The 17,851-nt window shown below is 67.0% G+C and carries 13 protein-coding genes; 6 read left to right on the top strand and 7 right to left on the bottom strand.

Features of this window, described 5'->3' with window-relative positions; all coding sequences use genetic code 11:
- From AC5P9F_RS11045 to lpdA, 6 genes are all read left to right on the top strand, one after another.
- On the top strand, positions 1 to 113 hold a 113-nt coding region (locus tag AC5P9F_RS11045), incomplete at its 5' end, for an IS3 family transposase (RefSeq protein WP_495201421.1).
- A gap of 546 nt (positions 114 to 659) precedes the next feature.
- A complete protein-coding gene (locus AC5P9F_RS11040) occupies positions 660 to 2,075 on the top strand; it encodes a ribosomal protein uL16 3-hydroxylase (RefSeq protein ID WP_012480783.1) in 1,416 nt (471 codons plus the stop codon).
- An 8-nt stretch (positions 2,076 to 2,083) separates the two neighbouring features.
- Positions 2,084 to 2,980, top strand: a complete 897-nt coding sequence (locus tag AC5P9F_RS11035; protein ID WP_043034712.1) for a GNAT family N-acetyltransferase — start codon at positions 2,084 to 2,086, stop codon at positions 2,978 to 2,980.
- A 186-nt stretch (positions 2,981 to 3,166) separates the two neighbouring features.
- Positions 3,167 to 5,998 (top strand): 2-oxoglutarate dehydrogenase E1 component, encoded by a 2,832-nt coding sequence (locus tag AC5P9F_RS11030; protein ID WP_005413939.1) that lies wholly within the window; start codon positions 3,167 to 3,169, stop codon positions 5,996 to 5,998.
- Between the two features lie 40 nt (positions 5,999 to 6,038).
- Positions 6,039 to 7,241: a dihydrolipoyllysine-residue succinyltransferase gene (gene sucB, locus AC5P9F_RS11025; protein ID WP_005410272.1), complete on the top strand. Its 1,203-nt coding sequence runs from the start codon at positions 6,039 to 6,041 to the stop codon at positions 7,239 to 7,241.
- A gap of 63 nt (positions 7,242 to 7,304) precedes the next feature.
- Positions 7,305 to 8,741 carry a dihydrolipoyl dehydrogenase gene (gene lpdA, locus AC5P9F_RS11020; RefSeq protein ID WP_005410273.1) on the top strand — a complete coding sequence of 479 codons (1,437 nt, stop codon included), beginning with the start codon at positions 7,305 to 7,307 and terminating at the stop codon, positions 8,739 to 8,741.
- Positions 8,742 to 8,902: 161 nt separating this feature from the next.
- Here the strand turns inward: lpdA and AC5P9F_RS11015 are convergent, their stop codons facing one another.
- The 7 genes from AC5P9F_RS11015 to asnB form a co-directional block, all read right to left on the bottom strand.
- Positions 8,903 to 9,148: a hypothetical protein gene (locus AC5P9F_RS11015; protein WP_005410274.1), complete on the bottom strand. Its 246-nt coding sequence runs from the start codon at positions 9,146 to 9,148 to the stop codon at positions 8,903 to 8,905.
- Positions 9,145 to 9,357 carry a hypothetical protein gene (locus AC5P9F_RS11010; protein WP_005410275.1) on the bottom strand — a complete coding sequence of 71 codons (213 nt, stop codon included), beginning with the start codon at positions 9,355 to 9,357 and terminating at the stop codon, positions 9,145 to 9,147. Before AC5P9F_RS11010 ends, AC5P9F_RS11015 begins: the two co-directional genes overlap by 4 nt.
- A gap of 168 nt (positions 9,358 to 9,525) precedes the next feature.
- On the bottom strand, positions 9,526 to 11,115 hold the full coding sequence (locus tag AC5P9F_RS11005; RefSeq protein ID WP_099498128.1) for an alkaline phosphatase D family protein: 1,590 nt from the start codon (positions 11,113 to 11,115) through the stop codon (positions 9,526 to 9,528).
- Positions 11,115 to 13,358, bottom strand: a complete 2,244-nt coding sequence (locus tag AC5P9F_RS11000) for a TonB-dependent receptor family protein (protein WP_060380295.1) — start codon at positions 13,356 to 13,358, stop codon at positions 11,115 to 11,117. The genes AC5P9F_RS11005 and AC5P9F_RS11000 overlap by 1 nt, the downstream gene beginning before the upstream one ends.
- Positions 13,359 to 13,531: 173 nt before the next feature.
- The gene (locus AC5P9F_RS10995) at positions 13,532 to 14,962 is read right to left on the bottom strand and encodes a replicative DNA helicase (RefSeq protein ID WP_005410278.1); all 1,431 of its coding nucleotides are present in this window, start codon (positions 14,960 to 14,962) and stop codon (positions 13,532 to 13,534) included.
- 317 nt (positions 14,963 to 15,279) lie between these two features.
- Entirely contained in the window at positions 15,280 to 15,840 is a 561-nt protein-coding gene (locus tag AC5P9F_RS10990) for an NADPH-dependent FMN reductase (protein WP_005410279.1), read from the bottom strand.
- Between the two features lie 66 nt (positions 15,841 to 15,906).
- Positions 15,907 to 17,850 (bottom strand): asparagine synthase (glutamine-hydrolyzing), encoded by a 1,944-nt coding sequence (gene asnB / locus AC5P9F_RS10985; protein ID WP_024956651.1) that lies wholly within the window; start codon positions 17,848 to 17,850, stop codon positions 15,907 to 15,909.
- Between the last annotated feature and the right edge of the window lies 1 nt (position 17,851).

Raw genomic sequence — 17,851 nt, 5'->3', positions numbered from 1 at the left:
TGGAGGCTGGGCTGGTGGAATACATCCAGTACTACAACCAGGAGCGCATCAAACTGAAACTGAAAGGTCTGAGCCCGGTAGAGTACCGGGAGCGGGCCCAATCGGCCGCCTGACCCCGTCCAAGTCTCGGGGGTCACTTCATCCCTGGGGGCTTGGCCGCGGCATCCATGCCGCGGACACCCCCGCGAACCCAACCCGCCCCACCTCTGACAGATTCCCGGTGACGGATCGAAGAGCATTGGGTTGTCGGGACGGAATTTGAAAGAGGGACGCGGCTTCGCCGCGTCCCTCTTTTGTTTTGGCACGAGCAAGCGCAGCGCGCGACCCGCTGTTGCTTTTGCTTTTCTTCTTCCATTCCGTGGCGGGCCGCGCAGGAAACTGCCAGGGGCCGGGCGGGTGGGCTGCGCGGGGGTGTCCGCCGCATGGATGCGGCGGCCAAGCTTACAGGGACGTACTTGCAGCGTCCCCCGCGCAGCCCACCCGCCCGGCCAAGCGCGGCTTTTGCTTGTGAACCCACCCCGCCACGAGGGGCTCCGCCGTTGGCCGGACACCCCGCGACAATCCCGCGCACGTGCGCAATCCCCACGAACGGCGGACAATGGAGATCTCAGGCGGCCCGCTGCGCCGCCCCTCCCGCTTTCCGCTGCAAGGATTCCCCCATGGCCGCCCGCAAGTCCTCCGCCCCCCTCATCGAAGTCACCGCCCGCCCCGGCCAGCCGCTGGGCATGGCGCCGGCCACCTTCCTGCGCGACTTCTGGCAGAAGCGCCCGCTGCTGATCCGCAACGCCTTCCCCGACTTCCAGACCCCGGTGCAGCCGGAAGACCTGGCCGGGCTGGCCTGCGAAGAAGGCGTGCTGGCGCGCCTGATCGAGCACGACAAGACCCAGGACGGCTGGCGCGTGCGTACCGGCCCGTTCCAGGAAGACGTGTTCCCCGCCCTGCCCGACCATGACTGGACCCTGCTGGTACAGGACGTGGACAAGTGGGACCCGGACGTGCGCGCCCTGATCGAGCACTTCAGCTTCCTGCCGCGCTGGCGCATGGATGACGTGATGATCAGCTTCGCCGCCACCGGCGGCTCGGTCGGCGCCCACGTCGACCAGTACGACGTATTCCTGCTGCAGGCCCACGGCCACCGCCGCTGGCAGATCGATGCCAGCGAATCGATCAAGGGCAGGCAGCCGCCGCTGGGCTTCCGCCCGGACGTGGAACTGAAGCTGCTGAAGGTGTTCAAGCCGACCCACGACTGGGTGCTGGCGCCGGGCGACATGCTGTACCTGCCGCCGAACGTGCCGCACCACGGCGTCGCTGAAGACCCCTGCCTGACCTTCTCCTTCGGCATGCGTGCGCCGTCCTCGGCCGAGCTGATCAGCGACTACCTGGACACCCTGATCGCCGACGCCGACGAGAACATCCGCTACCAGGATGCCGACCTGAAGGTGCCGGCCGACCCGAACGAGATCGACACGGTGGCGATGGCGCGGGTGATCACCGCGCTCAACGCCATCCGCATGAACGATCCGGACAAGCTGGGTGACTGGTTCGGCCGTTTCATCACCACCTACCGCGCGGCCGGCGAAGTGATGGCTCACCAGGCCGCACCGGCAGCGGAGGAAGTGGTCCAGGCCCTGGCCTCGGGCCTGCTGCTGCAGCGTCATCCGTGGGCACGCCTGGCCTGGCGCCGGGCCAAGCGCGGCGCCAGCCTGTACGTCAGTGGCCAGGACTTCGCGCTGCCGGTGAAGGACGCGCAGCGCCTGGCCGGCGCCGAGCAGCTCGATGCCGCCGCCTATCGCGGCCTGTCCGACAAGGGCCGCGCGGTGGTCCAGCAGCTGTTGGTCGGTGGCGTGTTCCAGCTGATCGATCCGAACGAGGTGTATGACGCTGAAGATGAGGATGACGGCGAAGACGCCGTGGTGCTCGGCGAAGTGGTCGAAGGCCGTGACCGTGTCGACGCGATCGACGCCGAGGCGGTGTCCGACGATGTCCACACCGTGACCGTGCACGACGACGGCATCGAGGTCATCGTCAACTTCGAGGATCACGACGAAGACGACAGCGACGACGGTCGCGCCTGAGCCCTGCCATGGTCCGGGTCCAGCAGGTCAGCCACGCCGACGCCCACGTTGCCATCCACGACGTGCGCCAACGCGTGTTCGTGCAGGAACAGGGCACCGCCGCCGAACTGGAACGCGATGCGCTGGACCCGCTCAGCGCCCATGTGCTGGCGCTGGACAGTGACAACCAGCCGGTCGGCACCGGTCGGCTGGCCCCGGACGGCCGCATCGGCCGCATGGCGGTGTTGGCCAGCCATCGCAGCCACGGGGTCGGTGAGGCCCTGCTGGAGGCACTGGTCGATGCCGGGCGCAGGCTCGGCCTGGCCGAGCTGCACCTGCACGCCCAGCTGCCCGCCCGCGATTTCTATGCCCGCCAGGGCTTCCTGCCGGAAGGCGAGGTATTCGAGGAGGCCGGCATCGGCCACCAGCAGATGCGCCGCCGGTTGGGCGCGGCCAGTGCCATCGACAGCCGCGAGCAGGCGGTGGCCATCACCACGGCCATCGTCCACCGCGCCCGCCGCCAAGTGTGGCTGCACAGCCGTCAGCTGGACCCGGGACTGCTCGACGCGCCGCCGGTACAGGCCGCCCTGCGCCGCTTCGTCACCGCCCGCCACGACAAGCAGCTGCGGGTGATCGTGCACGACGCCGCCGCCATCGCGTCTGCCGGGGCGCCGCTGCTGGCCTTGGCTCAACGCCTGCCCAGTGTGATCCAGTTCCGCGAGGCCACCGATCCGGTCGACCGTGCGCTGGCCTCGGCCTGCCTGCTCAACGACGCCGGCGACTTCTACTTTCGTCTGATCGGTCATCGCCTCGACGGCGAGGCAGGCGTCGCACTGCCTGCACGTTCGCAGCCGTTCGAGCAGCAATTGCAGCGGGTCTGGGACCGTTCGCGCGATTGCAGCGAACTGCGTGCGCTCGGCATCTGAGCGGGTACCGCCCACTCAACCTGTCTGGAAGCGGCACCGGGGGACCCGGGATGCCCGTTTTGGTGCCCCTTCCTGTCCGGATGGGGGTACAATTTGGCTGTTTGAACGCGCCCGCGCAGGGCTATTCATCTTCCTGCCGGGTCCTTCTGAAGCCATACCCCACAAAGCGAATCAACACCCTCCATCGTGGACAATCAACTGAAGCAGTTTGCGCAATCTTCGCAGCTCGCCGGCGGCAACGCCTCCTATGTCGAGGACCTGTACGAGCAGTACCTGGTCTCCCCGGACAGTGTCGATCCCAAATGGAAGACCTACTTCGACGGCTTCAAGGGCCGCGAAGCAGGCGACATTCCGCACTCGGCCGTCATCTCCCACATTGCGGACGCGGCCAAGGAAGCGCTGAAGGCCGGCACCGGCAACGGTGCGGGCGACGAGCGTGAACGCAATGTCGGTCGTCTGATCACCGCCTACCGCTCGCGCGGCCACCTGGACGCCCGCCTCGATCCGCTGGGCCTGGCCGCGCCGGTCAACACCCCGGACCTGGGCCTGCCGTTCCACAGCCTGTCCGATGCCGACCTCAACAGCGAGTTCAGCACCGGCGGCGTCGGTGGCCAGCCGCGCATGAAGCTGCGCGACCTGCTGGCACGCCTGAAGGCGACCTACACCGGCTCGATCGGTGCGGAGTTCATGCACATCTCCGAGGTCGAGCAGCGCCAGTGGATCTACAAGAAGCTGGAAGCAGCCGGCGGCAACTACCAGCTGGACGCTGACACCCAGCGCCGCACCCTGGAGCGCCTGACCGCGGCCGAAGGCCTGGAGCGCTACCTGCACACCAAGTACGTCGGCCAGAAGCGCTTCTCGCTGGAAGGCGGCGACTCGCTGATCCCGATGATGGACACCATCATCCGCAACGCCGGCAAGGATGGCGTCAAGGACGTGGTGATCGGCATGGCCCACCGCGGCCGCCTGAACGTGCTGGTCAACACCCTCGGCAAGAACCCGCGCAAGCTGTTCGACGAGTTCGAAGGCAAGTTCGAGCACGACGAGCACGCTTCTGCCGGCGACGTGAAGTACCACATGGGCTTCTCGGCCGACGTGGCTACCGACGGCGGCCCGGTGCACCTGGCGCTGGCGTTCAACCCGTCGCACCTGGAAATCGCCGACCCGGTCGTGGCCGGTTCCGTGCGTTCGCGCCAGGAGCGCCGCAAGGACACCGCACGCAAGCAGGTCATGCCGATCCTGATCCACGGCGATGCGGCCTTCTCGGGCCAGGGCGTGGTCATGGAGCTGTTCCAGATGTCGCAGGCCCGCGGCTTCGCCGTCGGCGGCACCGTGCACATCGTGGTCAACAACCAGGTCGGCTTCACCACCTCCAACCCGCTGGACACGCGCTCCACGCGCTACGCCACCGACGTGGCGAAGATGATCGCCGCCCCGGTGCTGCACGTGAACGGCGATGATCCGGAAGCGGTGGTGTTCGCCGCGCAGCTGGCCTTCGAGTTCCGCCAGAAGTTCGCCAAGGACGTGGTCATCGACCTGATGTGCTACCGCCGTTGGGGCCACAACGAGGCCGACGAGCCGGCGATCACCCAGCCGCTGATGTACCAGGTGATCCGCAAGCACCCGACCACCCGCGAGATGTACGCCGAGCAGCTGGAAAAGGCAGGCGTGATCGCTGCCGGTGCCGGCAAGGCGATGGTCGATGCCTACCGCGAGAAGCTCGATGCCGGTGAGGTGACCACCGAGCTGGCCAAGGTCGAGAAGACCCCGCCGACCAGCCCGCTGTTCGTCGATTGGCCGAAGCTGCTGGAAGGCAAGCTGTCCGACCCGGTCTCGACCAAGGTCGAGAAGAACAAGCTGGTCGAACTGGCCAAGCTGATCAACACCATTCCCGAAGACGTGCAGCTGCACTCGCGCGTGGCCAAGGTCTATGACGACCGCCGCAAGATGGCCGCCGGCGAGATCCCGGGCGACTGGGGCTTTGCCGAGAACCTGGCCTACGCCACCCTGCTCGACGAAGGCCACGCACTGCGCCTGGTCGGCCAGGACGTCGGTCGCGGTACGTTCACCCACCGCCACGCGATCCTGCACGACCAGAAGACCGACAACTACTACATGCCGCTGCGGCAGCTGGTGGATTCGCCGGAGAAGGCCACCGTCATCGATTCGCTGCTGAGCGAAGAAGCGGTGATGGCCTACGAGTACGGCTTCTCCACCACCGATCCGAACACGCTGTGCATCTGGGAGGGCCAGTTCGGCGACTTCGCCAACGGCGCCCAGGTGGTGATCGACCAGTTCATCGCCGCCGGTGAAGCCAAGTGGGGCCGCATTTCCGGCCTGACCCTGCTGCTGCCGCATGGCTATGAAGGGCAAGGTCCGGAGCACAGCTCGGCGCGCCTGGAGCGCTTCCTGCAGCTGTGTGCACTGGAGAACATGCTGGTGGTGGTTCCGTCCACCCCGGCACAGGCCTTCCACATGCTGCGCCGCCAGCTGCACCTGACCACCCGCAAGCCGCTGGTGGTGATGTCGCCGAAGTCGCTGCTGCGCCACAAGCTGGCCGTGTCGACCCTGGACGAACTGGCCAACGGCGAGTTCCAGCACCTGATCGGCGACGCCAGTGCGGACGCCAAGAAGGTCAAGCGCGTGGTGCTGTGCTCGGGCAAGGTCTACTACGACCTGCTGGAAGACCAGACCAAGCGTGGCCAGGACGACGTGGCGATCATCCGCGTGGAGCAGCTGTATCCGTTCCCGCGTGCGCTGCTGGCTGCCGAGCTGAAGAAGTACGGCAAGGCCACCGACGTGGTGTGGACGCAGGAAGAACCGCAGAACCAGGGTGCGTGGTACCAGATCCGCCACCACCTGCAGTTCTGCCTGGCCGACGGCCAGAACCTGCACTACGCCGGTCGCGCACGTTCGGCGTCGCCGGCTGCCGGTCACATGGCTGACCACGTCCGCGAACAGCAGCAGCTGATCGCCGACGCGCTGGTCAACCCGTTCAACGACACGTTCGCTGAATAATCCTCCCCCTATTTAGAAGACAAACCAGGAAGCTCCCGCAATGGCCACCGAAGTCAAAGCCCCGGTACTGCCCGAATCCGTCGCCGACGGCACCATCGCCACCTGGCACAAGAAGGTGGGCGACGCCGTCAAGCGCGACGAAAACCTGCTTGACCTGGAAACCGACAAGGTCGTCCTGGAAGTGCCGTCGCCGGTCGACGGCGTGCTGAAGGAAATCAAGTTCGCCGAAGGCTCGACCGTGACCTCCAGCCAGGTCGTGGCGATCATCGAAGAAGGCGCCGTGGCTGCTGCCCCGGCTCCGGCTGCCGAAGCCGCTCCGGCTGCAGCCGCTGCCCCGGCCGCTGCTGCTCCGGCCGCTGCCGCCGCTCCGGCCCCGGCCGCCAAGTCGGCCGCCGATGCGCTGCCGCCGGGCGCCCGCTTCACCGCCATCACCGAAGGCGTGAACCCGGCCGACGTCGACGGCACCGGCCGTCGCGGCGCGGTGACCAAGGAAGACATCGTCAACTTCGCCCGCAACGGCGGCGCCGGCAAGGCCGGTGGTGCACGTCCGGAAGAGCGCGTGCCGATGACCCGCATCCGCAAGCGCATTGCCGAGCGCCTGATGGAGTCGAAGAACTCCACCGCCATGCTGACCACCTTCAACGAAGTCGACCTGTCCAAGGTGTCGGCGGCGCGCAAGGAACTGCAGGACGAGTTCGTCAAGGCCCACGGCATCAAGCTGGGCTTCATGAGCTTCTTCGTGAAGGCCGCCGCCAACGCGCTGCAGCGCTTCCCGCTGGTCAACGCCTCGATCGACGGCGACGACATCATCTACCACGGCTACTCGGACATCTCGATCGCCGTCTCGACCGAAAAGGGCCTGGTCACCCCGGTCCTGCGCAATGTCGAGCGCATGTCGTTCGCCGACATCGAGAAGACCATCGCCGACTACGCCAAGAAGGCGCGTGACGGCAAGCTGGGCCTGGATGAACTGCAGGGCGGCACCTTCACCGTGACCAACGGCGGCACCTTCGGTTCGCTGCTGTCGACCCCGATCATCAACCCGCCGCAGAGCGCCATCCTGGGCATGCACGCCATCAAGGAGCGTCCGATCGCCCAGAACGGCCAGGTCGTGATCGCGCCGATGATGTACCTGGCGCTGTCGTACGACCACCGCATCATCGACGGCAAGGATTCGGTGCAGTTCCTGGTGGACATCAAGAACCAGCTGGAAAACCCGGGCCGCATGCTGTTCGGCCTGTAAGACACCTCCCGCCCCTCCGCGCCTGCGCGGAGGGGTTCTGGTAATGCATCAAGGAATAATTCAATGGCTGAACAATTCGACGTCGTCGTCATCGGTGCCGGCCCGGCCGGTTACCACGCTGCCATCCGCGCGGCCCAGCTGGGCCTGAAGACCGCCTGCATCGACGCGGCGCTGGGCAAGGACGGCAAGCCGGCCCTCGGCGGCACCTGCCTGCGCGTGGGCTGCATCCCGTCCAAGGCGCTGCTGGATTCCTCGCGCCAGTTCTGGAACATGGGCCACATCTTTGGCGACCACGGCATCAGCTTCAAGGATGCCAAGATCGACGTCGAGGCGATGGTTGGCCGCAAGGACAAGATCGTCAAGCAGTTCACCGGCGGCATCGGCATGCTGTTCAAGGCCAACAAGGTCGCTGCCTATTATGGTTTTGGCGAACTGCAGCCGGGCAACGTGGTCAAGGTCACCCAGCATGACGGTTCCATCGTCGAGCTGAAGGGCACCAACGTCATCATCGCGGCCGGCTCGGATTCGATCGAGCTGCCGTTCGCCAAGTTCGACGGCGAGACCATCGTCGACAACGTCGGCGGCCTGGACTTCACCGAAGTGCCGAACCGCCTGGCGGTGATCGGCGCCGGCGTCATCGGCCTGGAACTGGGCAGCGTGTGGAAGCGCCTGGGCGCGGAAGTCACCATCCTCGAAGCCATGCCGGAGTTCCTGGCGGCTGCCGACGCCGAAGTGGCCAAGACCGCTGCCAAGGAATTCAAGAAGCAGGGCCTGGACATCAAGCTCAATGCCAAGGTTTCCAAGACCGAGATCACCGGCAAGGGCAAGAAGAAGGAAGTCATCGTCACCTACACCGACGCTGAAGGCGAAAAGACCCTGACCGTGGACAAGCTGCTGGTGGCCGTTGGCCGTCGCGCCGCCACCAAGGGCCTGCTGGCCGAAGGCACCGGCGTCAAGATCAACGAGCGCGGCCAGATCGAAGTCGACGCGCACTGCCACACCGGCGTCAACGGCGTGTGGGCGGTCGGCGACTGCGTGCGCGGCCCGATGCTGGCGCACAAGGGCTTCGAGGAAGGCATCGCGGTGGCTGAGCTGATCGCCGGCCTGCCGGGCCACGTCAACTTCGACACCATCCCGTGGGTCATCTACACCGAGCCGGAACTGGCGTGGGTCGGCAAGACCGAAGCCCAGCTGAAGGCCGAAGGCATCCCTTACAAGGCCGGCAGCTTCCCGTTCGCCGCCAACGGCCGTGCCGTGGCGATGATCGAGCCGGCGGGCTTCGTGAAGATCCTGGCCCATGCCGAAACCGATCGCATCCTCGGCATGCACCTGGTCGGCGCCAACGTCTCCGAGCTGGTGCACGAAGGCGTGCTGACCATGGAGTTCAGTGGCTCGGCCGATGACCTGGCCCGCATCTGCCACGCCCACCCGTCGCTGTCGGAAGTGATCCACGACGCGGCGATGGCGGTCAGCAAGCGCGCCATCCACAAGGCGAACTGATCGGCATCATGGTCGGTGCCGACCGTTGGTCGGCACTCACCTGCAGACGAAAAACCCCGCCTTGGCGGGGTTTTTTGTTGCCCGTTTTCCTGCAGAGCCAAGCCCATGCTCGGCTCTCCGGTCGGCAGCCGCGGAGGGTGAAGCCGAGCGTGGGCTCGGTTCTACACCTTTCCAGCCGGCTTCTTCGGCGGATCGTCACAGATGCGGTGCTGGGCCACGGTTTCACCGGCCTTCCACTCCTTCACCACCCGGCAGCGCTCCTTGGGTTTGACCGCCTTGGCCGCTGCCGCATCCGCCTCATCGGCAGCGGCGGCCTGCTGGCGTTCCAGCCATGCGGACGGCGGGACCGGTGTGGCCAGTGCCGGCCCCGCGAGCAATGCCAGCGCGACCAGCAACACAGCCCTCATGCCGCCACCGGGCCGCCGCCGAGCAGGCGCGCGGGCAGCATGAACAGCGCGCGCAGGAACGCAAACAGCGCCGAGAAGGTGATGCCGACCAGGCGGAACGGCAGGCTCAGCAGCCACACGAACGGCCAGGCGATCAGGGCGAGGATCGCCAGCGGCCAGCACAGCACGAACAGCAGGCACCACACACCGAGCGCGAACAGGGTCTTCATCACGGTCTCCTTGTGGCGGCACCTTGCCGCCTGCGGACACCTTGGCGCCCCGCTCTGGCCGCCCGCAAACGGTTTGCGACGAAACCCGGCTCGGGGCGATGAATCCGGTGGTGGGGAAACCGAAGATTGATCAGGTTGCCGGCCAGCGGTCGGCACGACCGAACGGATTCACACCGGCACTGCGCCCGGGCGGCCGTGGGTGACCTGGAAGCGCGCCGCAGTGCGCACCGGCGCATCCGCGCGCAGCACGCTGTCGGCGAAGCGCAGCTCCGCATCCACGGTCTGCCGGTTCAGCTGCAGCTTCCACCAGCCGCGGCGGTCACCGTCGAAATAGCGGATGTGCGGGTTCTGCGCTATCGACGGCCCATAGTACGGCCCGTACGGTGTGTCGTCGCCGCCGCTGCTGATCGCCGGCGCGATGAATTCGGTGGCGACGACCGGCGCGCTGGCCGCGTCGAAATCCAGCTTCAGGTCGTTGACGAAGGTGGAATGCCAGTCACCACCGAGCACGATGGCATTGCCCTGCCCGCCTGCCTGCATCGCCTGCAGCAACCGCTTGCGTGCGGCGGGATAGCCGTCCCAGGCATCGTTCCAGAAGCGCTCTCGCGCCGTGCCGCCGTCCAGCCGCAGCTGCGCCATCAGCAGCTGCTGCACCACCACGTTCCAGCGCGTGCCGCGTGCGGCCGCCATCGACTGCGCGAACCAGGCTTCCTGGCCCACGCCCAGCATGCTAATGCGTGGATCCAACGCAGCGTCGCAGCGCGGCGACTCGCCCACCCCGCAGGGATTGGCCGGACGGAACTGGCGGCAGTCGAGCAGCGCAAGCTGTGCCAGATCGCCGTAACGCAGGCGCCGATGCACGCGCAGGCCACCGTTGCCCGCAGGCGTACTACGCATCGGCAGGTGTTCGTAGAACGCGCGGTAGGCCGCCGCGCGGCGAACGATGAAGTCCTCCGTCGAGACGCCGGGCTTCTCCGGATGGATGCCCGAGTAATCGTTCTGCACTTCGTGGTCGTCCCAGATCACCGCGAACGCGTGGGCGGCGTGCGCGGCCTGCAGATCGGGATCGAGCTTGTACAGCGCGTACTGGTCGCGGTAGCGCTCCAGGCCGACGGTCTCGCCACTGAAGCGTTCCGCATCCAGCGTGAGACCACGCGCGTTCTGCAGTGGGCTGTACTCGTACAGGTAGTCACCGGCATGCAGCACCAGGTCGACATCACTCTTTGCGATATCGCGCAGCACCGGGTAGTAGCCACTGTTCCAGGCCTGGCAGGTGCACAGGGCCAGCCGCAGCTGCTGCAGCTGCGTGTCGGGCAGCGGCGCGGTGCGGAAGTGGCCGACCGCGCTTTCCTCGTCACCGTCGCAGGCAAAACGGTAGTAGTAGTCGCGGCCTGGGCGCAGGCCATTGACCTCCACGTGCACCGAATGGGCCAGCTCGGGCACCGCCGCGGCGACGCCACGCTGCACCAGCCGGCGCATGCCCGGGTCTTCGGCCACGAACCAGCGCACCGGCACCGCCCGCGATGGCATGCCGCCGCCGTTGAGCGGGTCCGGCGCCAGACGCGTCCACAGTACGGCTCCCTGCGGATCCGGATCGCCGGCGGCGACGCCCAGGGTGAACGGATCACGCCCCAACCGCGGGCGTGGGCCGGCCGTGGCCAGCCCCGGCATCGCCGCCAGTGCGATCGCCGCCCCCGTGCCCTGCCACGCCATGCGCAACAGGCGACGACGGCTTTCCGGATCGACGGGGCCGCGCATCAGAAGTGCACGGTGGCGGTGGCCATCACCTGCCGCGGCGCGCCAACCTGCATGGTCGCCAGGCTGCGGGTCGGGTCGGCGGCGTAGGTGCCGTTGGTGTTGATCGAGGACAGGTAGCGCTTGTCGGTCAGGTTGGTCAGGTTCAGCGCCACGGTCAGGTTCTGCGCCGGGCCGAGCTTGCCGAAGTCATAGGCCACCGAAGCGTTGACCAGCCAGTAGCTGGGCACCGACACGTCGTTGGTATAGGTCACGTAACGCTTGCCGACATGGTTGGCGGCCAGGCGCAGGTCCCACGGGCCCGGGGTCCAGGCCAGGGTGCTGGCGAACATCCATTCCGGGGTGTCGACGGTCTTCTTGCCGCGGGTCGGCACCACGCCGTTGTTGACGTAGTCGTTGTCGTAGGTGCTGTCATTCCACGACAGCGCGTTGGACCAGGACAGGTCCTGCATCGGCTTCAGCTGCAGGGTCGCCTCGGCGCCGCGGCTGGTTACCGAACCGACGTTGGAGAACAGCGCCGGGCAACCGAGGATGCCCACGCACTGCGCGATGGCCAGCAGACGGTTGTCGAACTTGACGTCGTACACCGCTACCGAGGCTTCATAGCCCTGGCCGTAGCCGCGCCAGCCCAGCTCGATGGTGCGCGACTGTTCCGGTTTCAGGTTCTTCGCGCTGGCATCGAAGGCGGCCTGCGGCACGTTGAACGGGCTGCCCACGCCCAGCGCGTAGGCGGCCACGTTCTTGGCGAACGAGCCGAAGATCTCGTTGCCCTCGTTGAGCTTGAAGTTGAAGCCCGCCTGCGGGAGCAGGCCCTTCTTCGAGGTCAGGCTGCTGTTGTTGGCATAGCTGCCCAGCGGCGTGCGCACGCGGGTGCGGGTGTGCGGCGACTTCGCGCCGATGTCGATGGTCAGGCGGTCATCGAACAGGCGGAAGCGGTCCTGCACGTAGAACTGGCGGGTGATGGTGGTGTAGCGCTGGTGCCACACGCGCTGGTCCGGATTGCGCAGGAAGAAGTCGTCGGTGATCGGGCCGTCGATGTAGTAGAAGTTGCGCTGCACGCTGTGGCCGTTGTCTTCGTACCACAGGCCCGCCTCCAGTTCGTGGCCCGCCACGTTCCAGGTGAACGCCGAGGTCACGCCGGTGCGGTCAATCGCATACTCGGTGGTGCGGATCGAGATCGGGATCTCGCGGCTGGTGCCCGGGTTGGACGGATTGGACGGGCTGAACCAGTGGCCCTGGCCACGGTTGCTGTGGTTGTAGACGTTGACCTTCAGGCGCATCGACTCGTTCAGGCCGAAATCACCGGCAATGCTGGACACATCGTCATTGCGCAGGCCGTGACCGGAGTAATAGGCGTCCCACGGGCTGTTGACGCCACCACTGTACTTTCCGCGTGCAGCAGCCACCGCGCGATCCCAGTCCGGCGCGTAGTTGTCCCAGTCCCAGCCGAGGCGATCGATCATCTCCAGCGACAGGTCCTGGTAGTCGGCCTCGACGCGGCGCGAAGCGTTGAACAGCGCGGTGATCCTGCTGTCCGTGCCGAAGTTGTAGGTGGCCTTGCCGTTGAACTGCTTCAGTTCCTGCGAGCCCTTGCCCTTCCACTTGTCGCCTTCGGAATACACGCCGGACAGGTAAGCGGCAAAGCCCTGGTGGTCGCCGGTATCGAGGCGTGCATAGCTGCGGCGCGCATTGTCGCTGCCGAAGCTCTGTGCCAGCACGACCCCATATTCGGTGGACGGATCGATCGAGTAGAACTGGAACACGCCGCCGAGGTTGCTGGTGGACGGCGTACCCAGCGCACCAATGCCGGTGGAGACCTCCGCACCGCCCAGGTTCTCGCTGATCACCGCGCGGCTGATGTGCAGGCCGTTGCTGTTGCCGTAGGCCATGTTGCCCAGCGGAATGCCATCGAGGGTGTAGCCCAGGCGATTCTGGTTGAAGCCACGCAGGCTGATGCTGGTGGACCATTCGTAGGCGCCGGTGGCATCGGCCGATTCGAAATGCACGCCCGGCTTGGCCGCCAGCAGCTTCAGCGGGTTGGCACCGGGCGGCAGGACCTTCATGTCCTCGGCGGTCACGCGCTGCACCTGGCGGGCTTCGCCGCGGCCGATCACCGAGATCGAATCGAGGGTCGTGGCCGACTGCGCGTCGGTCGCCGGGGCGGTTTCAGCGACAGCCAGCGACGGCAGCGAAGCACAGACCAGCAGGGCCAGCAGATTGCGGCGAAGCGGAGCGTGGGACGGCATGGAGGCGGATTCCTTGGGCACGCTGGACGCCGAAGGGCGGCGTCGAAGAGCAGCAGCGGCGGAATCGTAGAAGCCTCGCGTTACATGTCATTTACACGCCACGTACGGAAGATTGGCGTTCTGAATGGTTTGCCAGCCGTGGGGTGGTTGCCGGCCAGCGGCCGGCACTACGGTTATTCGAATGAGCCGACCGAGTCGTGGGCCAGGTTGTCGAAGCGGGTGTACTCACCGAAGAACTTCAGCTTGCACGATCCGGTCGGGCCACCACGGTGCTTGCCGATGATGATCTCGGCCAGGCCCTTGTCCGGCGAATTTTCCTTGTTGTAGTAATCGTCGCGGTAGATGAACACGATCATGTCCGCGTCCTGCTCGATTGCGCCCGATTCGCGAAGGTCGGCCATCACCGGGCGCTTGTCGGTACGTGTTTCCAGCGAGCGGTTGAGCTGCGACAGCGCGATCACCGGCACGTGCAGTTCCTTGGCCAGGCCCTTCAGCGAACGCGAGATCTCCGAGATTTCGGTGGCGCGGTTTTCACTGTTGCCCGGCACGCTCATCAGCTGCAGGTAATCGATCACCACCAGGCCCAGGTCGTGCTCGCGCTTGAGCCGGCGGCACTTGGAACGCAGCACTTCCGGCGACACGCCCGGCGTATCGTCGATGAAGATCTTGGTTTCCTTCAGCATCTTGATTGCGCTGGTGACGCGGCTCCAGTCTTCATCTTCCAGCTGGCCGGTACGCAGGCGCTGCGCGTTGATGCGGCCGTTGGAGGAGATCAGGCGCATCGCCAGCTGCGAGGCCGACATTTCCATCGAGAACACCGCCACGCCCTTCTTCGACTTGATCGCCGCGTACTCGGCGATGTTCAGTGCAAAAGTCGTCTTGCCCATGGCCGGGCGCGCGGCGAGGATGATCAGGTCGGTCGGCTGCAGGCCGGCAGTCATCGCATCGAAGTCGTTGTAGCCGGTCGGCAGGCCGGTGATGTTGCCGCCGTTCTCGAAGCGGTTGCGCAGTTCCTCGAAGGCATCCTTCAGCGCGCCAGGCATCGCCACGAAGTCGGTACGGCCGCGTGCACCCTGTTCAGCGATGGCGAACACGCTCTTCTCCGCAGAGGCCAGCAGCTCACTGCTGTCACGGCCCTCAGGCTGGAAGCCATCGTTGACGATGTCGGTGCCGACCTGGATCAGCTGCCGCAGCACGGCCTTGTCACGCACGATCTCGGCATAGGCCACGATGTTGGCCGCCGACGGCGTGGTGCTCGCCAGCTCGATCAGGTAGGCACCATCGCCCACCAGCTCCAGCTTGCCCTGTGATTCGAACCACTCGCCCAGGGTCACCGCGTCGAACGGCCGCTCGCGCTCGGACAGCTCACGGATCGCGCGGTAGATCATCTGGTGATCGCGGCGGTAGAAATCGCCCTCGGTCAGCTGGTCGTTGACCCGGTCGTAGGCCTCCGGCGCCAGCATCAGGCCACCCAGCACCGCCTGCTCGGCTTCCACCGAATGCGGCGGAACGCGCAACTGGTCGATACGCGATTCATCGCGATCACGATCAAAGCCATCACCGCGCTCTCTGCGGTTGGAACGGAAGCCGGAACGAGCGGACATGCTGCGGTGTTTCCTGCAAAAGTGGGCCGGACGAGTGTAGGCATGCGCCGACCCCGGCAGCCATGGACAAGCCTGTGGATAAGCCGTGGAGAAACGGGGGATATCCGCCAGTGCCTGGCCACTCTGGCGCGGGGGCGTCGCAGTGCCTGCGACGGGCGCCGTTGCGGCGCCCGGGTGGGTCATTATCGCAGATCAGGCGGCCAGGGTCGGATTCCGTGCAGCGCAAGGGCTCCGGTGCTCAGCGGAACGTGGGGCCAGGGCCCGCCGCTGCGCGCCGGGATCCGACCCGCGGCCTGGCTGCTGCTACCCCATCGGTCTCAGTCGCCCTTCACATGCACCGCGATCAGTGCCAGGAACCGGTCCACGTAGCCCTGCAGGAATTTCTGCGTGCCCTCGTTGTGGATCGTGCCGTCGGCGTCGATCAGGCCGTCCTTGAAATGGATGAACGCCTCGGGCTGGCCGAGCACGTGCATGTCCAGGAAGGCCAGGCTGTTGCGCAGGTGCTGCTGGGCCACGGCGGTGCCGATCTGGCCGATGGAGGCGCCGATCACCGCCGCCGGCTTGCCGGCAAACGCACTGTCACCGTAGGGGCGCGAGCCGATGTCGATGGCGTTCTTCAGCACGCCCGGCACCGACCGGTTGTATTCGGGGGTCACGAACAGCACCGCGTCGGCGGCGCGCACCTGATCCTTCAGCCGGGTGCCCTGAGGCGGGTACTGGCCATCGAAATCCTGGTCGTACAGCGGTAGATCACCAATCTGCACGTACTGGAAGCGCGCGCGGTCGCCAGCGATCTTCTCCAGCGCATGGGCCAGCTTGCGGTTGCAGGAATCCTTGCGCAGGCTGCCGACGAACACGGCGATGGTGGGGACGGACATAGGGACATACTCCTCACGGTGCGGGAGGCCCAGCCTAGACGCCGGGCCCGTGCCGTCCGGTGAAGATCAGCCCCCGGTCACGCGGGCCCGCACCTGCCGCCAATGCGCCTGCCAGGCCTGGAACATCAGCACGTTCCACAGGTGGGTATGCCACTTGCGCTGGCCGCCCAGGAACTGCTGCCACAGCGGCTGCACCGCCGCCGCCGACAGCACGCCTTCGCGCTCCAGGCGCGCCGGCTGCAACAGATCCTCGGCCCACGGCCGCAGGTCGCCCTTCAGCCAGTCGCTGACCGGCGCGCCGAACCCGCGCTTGGGCCGGTGCACCATTGACTGCGGCACGTAGCGGCCAAGCACGCGCTTGAGCAGCACCTTGCTGGTGGTTTCGCTGCGCTTGAAGCCCAGCGGCAGCGACCAGGCGAACTCGGCCACGCGCCAGTCCAGCAGCGGCGCGCGTGCCTCCAGGCTGACCGCCATCGAGGTGCGGTCGACCTTGCAGAGCAGGTCATCCGGCAGGTAGGTCACGTAATCGGCCAGCATCATCGCGTCGGCCGGCGTGCCGGCACCGTGCAGCGGATCGGCCAGGTCGTAGAAGCTGCCGGCGGCCTGTGCGCCGGGCACTGCCGCGGCGGGGTCGCGCCAGCGCGAGATGCGGTTGCGGTACACGTCGCCAATGCCTCGCGCGCCGGACTCGGCCAACAGCGCGGCCAGTCCGCCGGTCCGCGAGGCCTCGCCCTGGTGCTGCGCGCGCGCGCCCATCCAGCGTCGCAGCGGGCCCGGCACGCGGCCCAGCATCTGCCAGTTGCGCAGCGCGCGCACGTAGCGGGTATAGCCGAAGAACAGCTCATCACCGCCGTCGCCAGACAACGCCACGGTCACGCCCTGCCGCGCCAGCCGGGCGACCAGCGCGGTTGGCACCTGCGAGGCATCGGCAAAGGGTTCGTCGAACATTGCCGGCAGCTGCGGCACGACTGCCAGTGCATCCGCGCCGCTGACGTAGAGCTCGGTGTGGTCGCAGCCCAGATGCGTGGCCAGTTCCCTGGCCAGCGGTGCCTCGTCGTGGCCCGAATCGGTGAAGCCGATGCTGAAGCTGTGCACCGGCTGCCCGCTCTGCGCCTGCATCAGCGCCGCCACCAGCGACGAATCGGTACCGCCGGACAGGAACACGCCCACCGGCACGTCGGCCACCATGCGCAGCGCCACCGCGTCGCGCAGCAGCCCGTCCAGCTGCTCCTCTGCTTCCTCGATGCGGCCCTGGAACGGCGCAGCCAGTGCCGCCTGCATGCGTGCACGCGCATCCCAGTACGGGCGCTGCGCCTGCTCCGGGCGATGCGCCGATGCACCCGCCGCTACGGCTTCGGCGTCCAGGCGCAGCATGCGGCCGGGCATCAGCTTGTAGCAGCGCTGGTGGATGCTGTGCGGGGCCGGAATGTAATCCAACCGCAGCAACAGGGTCAGCGCGTCGCGGTCGATGTCGTTGTCGAACGCCGGGTGCTGCCACAGCGCTTTCAGTTCGGAACCGAACACCAGGGTGTCACCGGCCCAGCCGTAGTACAGCGGCTTCTTGCCAACGCGGTCGCGTGCCAGCCACAGGCACTGCGCCTGGCGGTCCCACAGCGCGATGGCGAACATGCCGTTGCAACGCTGCAGGGTTTCTTCCATGCCCCACTGCAGGATCGCCGCGAGCAGCACTTCGGTGTCGGAATGGCCACGGAAAGCATGCCCCAGCGGCTCCAGTTCGGCACGCAGGGCGGCGAAGTTGTAGACCTCGCCGTTGTAGGCCATCACGTAGCGGCCATCGGACGAGGCCATCGGCTGGTGGCCCAGCGGCGACAGATCGAGAATGCTCAGCCGACGGTGCGCCAGCGCGATGCCTGCCCCGGCATCGACCCAGCTGCCGCCATCATCCGGCCCGCGGTGGTGCAGCGCCTCGCCCATGGCCAGGACCTGCGCCTGCAGCACCTCGGCCGACGCCACCGGCGCCGGCAACAACATTCCCGCCAATCCACACATG

The sequence above is a fragment of the Stenotrophomonas sp. YJH_SMC_4 genome (assembly GCF_059371575.1).
This window is presented reverse-complemented; position numbering and strand designations above follow the sequence as displayed.

Bases quoted from the DNA above. Each gene is read 5' to 3' on its own strand.
- lpdA (WP_005410273.1), top strand. From the start codon at position 7,305: ATGGCTGAACAATTCGACGTCGTCGTCATCGGTGCCGGCCCGGCCGGT.
- AC5P9F_RS11005 (WP_099498128.1), bottom strand. From the start codon at position 11,115: ATGCGCGGCCCCGTCGATCCGGAAAGCCGTCGTCGCCTGTTGCGCATG.
- AC5P9F_RS10990 (WP_005410279.1), bottom strand. From the start codon at position 15,840: ATGTCCGTCCCCACCATCGCCGTGTTCGTCGGCAGCCTGCGCAAGGAT.
- AC5P9F_RS11000 (WP_060380295.1), bottom strand. From the start codon at position 13,358: ATGCCGTCCCACGCTCCGCTTCGCCGCAATCTGCTGGCCCTGCTGGTC.
- AC5P9F_RS11040 (WP_012480783.1), top strand. From the start codon at position 660: ATGGCCGCCCGCAAGTCCTCCGCCCCCCTCATCGAAGTCACCGCCCGC.
- AC5P9F_RS11010 (WP_005410275.1), bottom strand. From the start codon at position 9,357: ATGAAGACCCTGTTCGCGCTCGGTGTGTGGTGCCTGCTGTTCGTGCTG.
- AC5P9F_RS10995 (WP_005410278.1), bottom strand. From the start codon at position 14,962: ATGTCCGCTCGTTCCGGCTTCCGTTCCAACCGCAGAGAGCGCGGTGAT.
- sucB (WP_005410272.1), top strand. From the start codon at position 6,039: ATGGCCACCGAAGTCAAAGCCCCGGTACTGCCCGAATCCGTCGCCGAC.
- asnB (WP_024956651.1), bottom strand. From the start codon at position 17,850: ATGTGTGGATTGGCGGGAATGTTGTTGCCGGCGCCGGTGGCGTCGGCC.
- AC5P9F_RS11015 (WP_005410274.1), bottom strand. From the start codon at position 9,148: ATGAGGGCTGTGTTGCTGGTCGCGCTGGCATTGCTCGCGGGGCCGGCA.
- AC5P9F_RS11035 (WP_043034712.1), top strand. From the start codon at position 2,084: ATGGTCCGGGTCCAGCAGGTCAGCCACGCCGACGCCCACGTTGCCATC.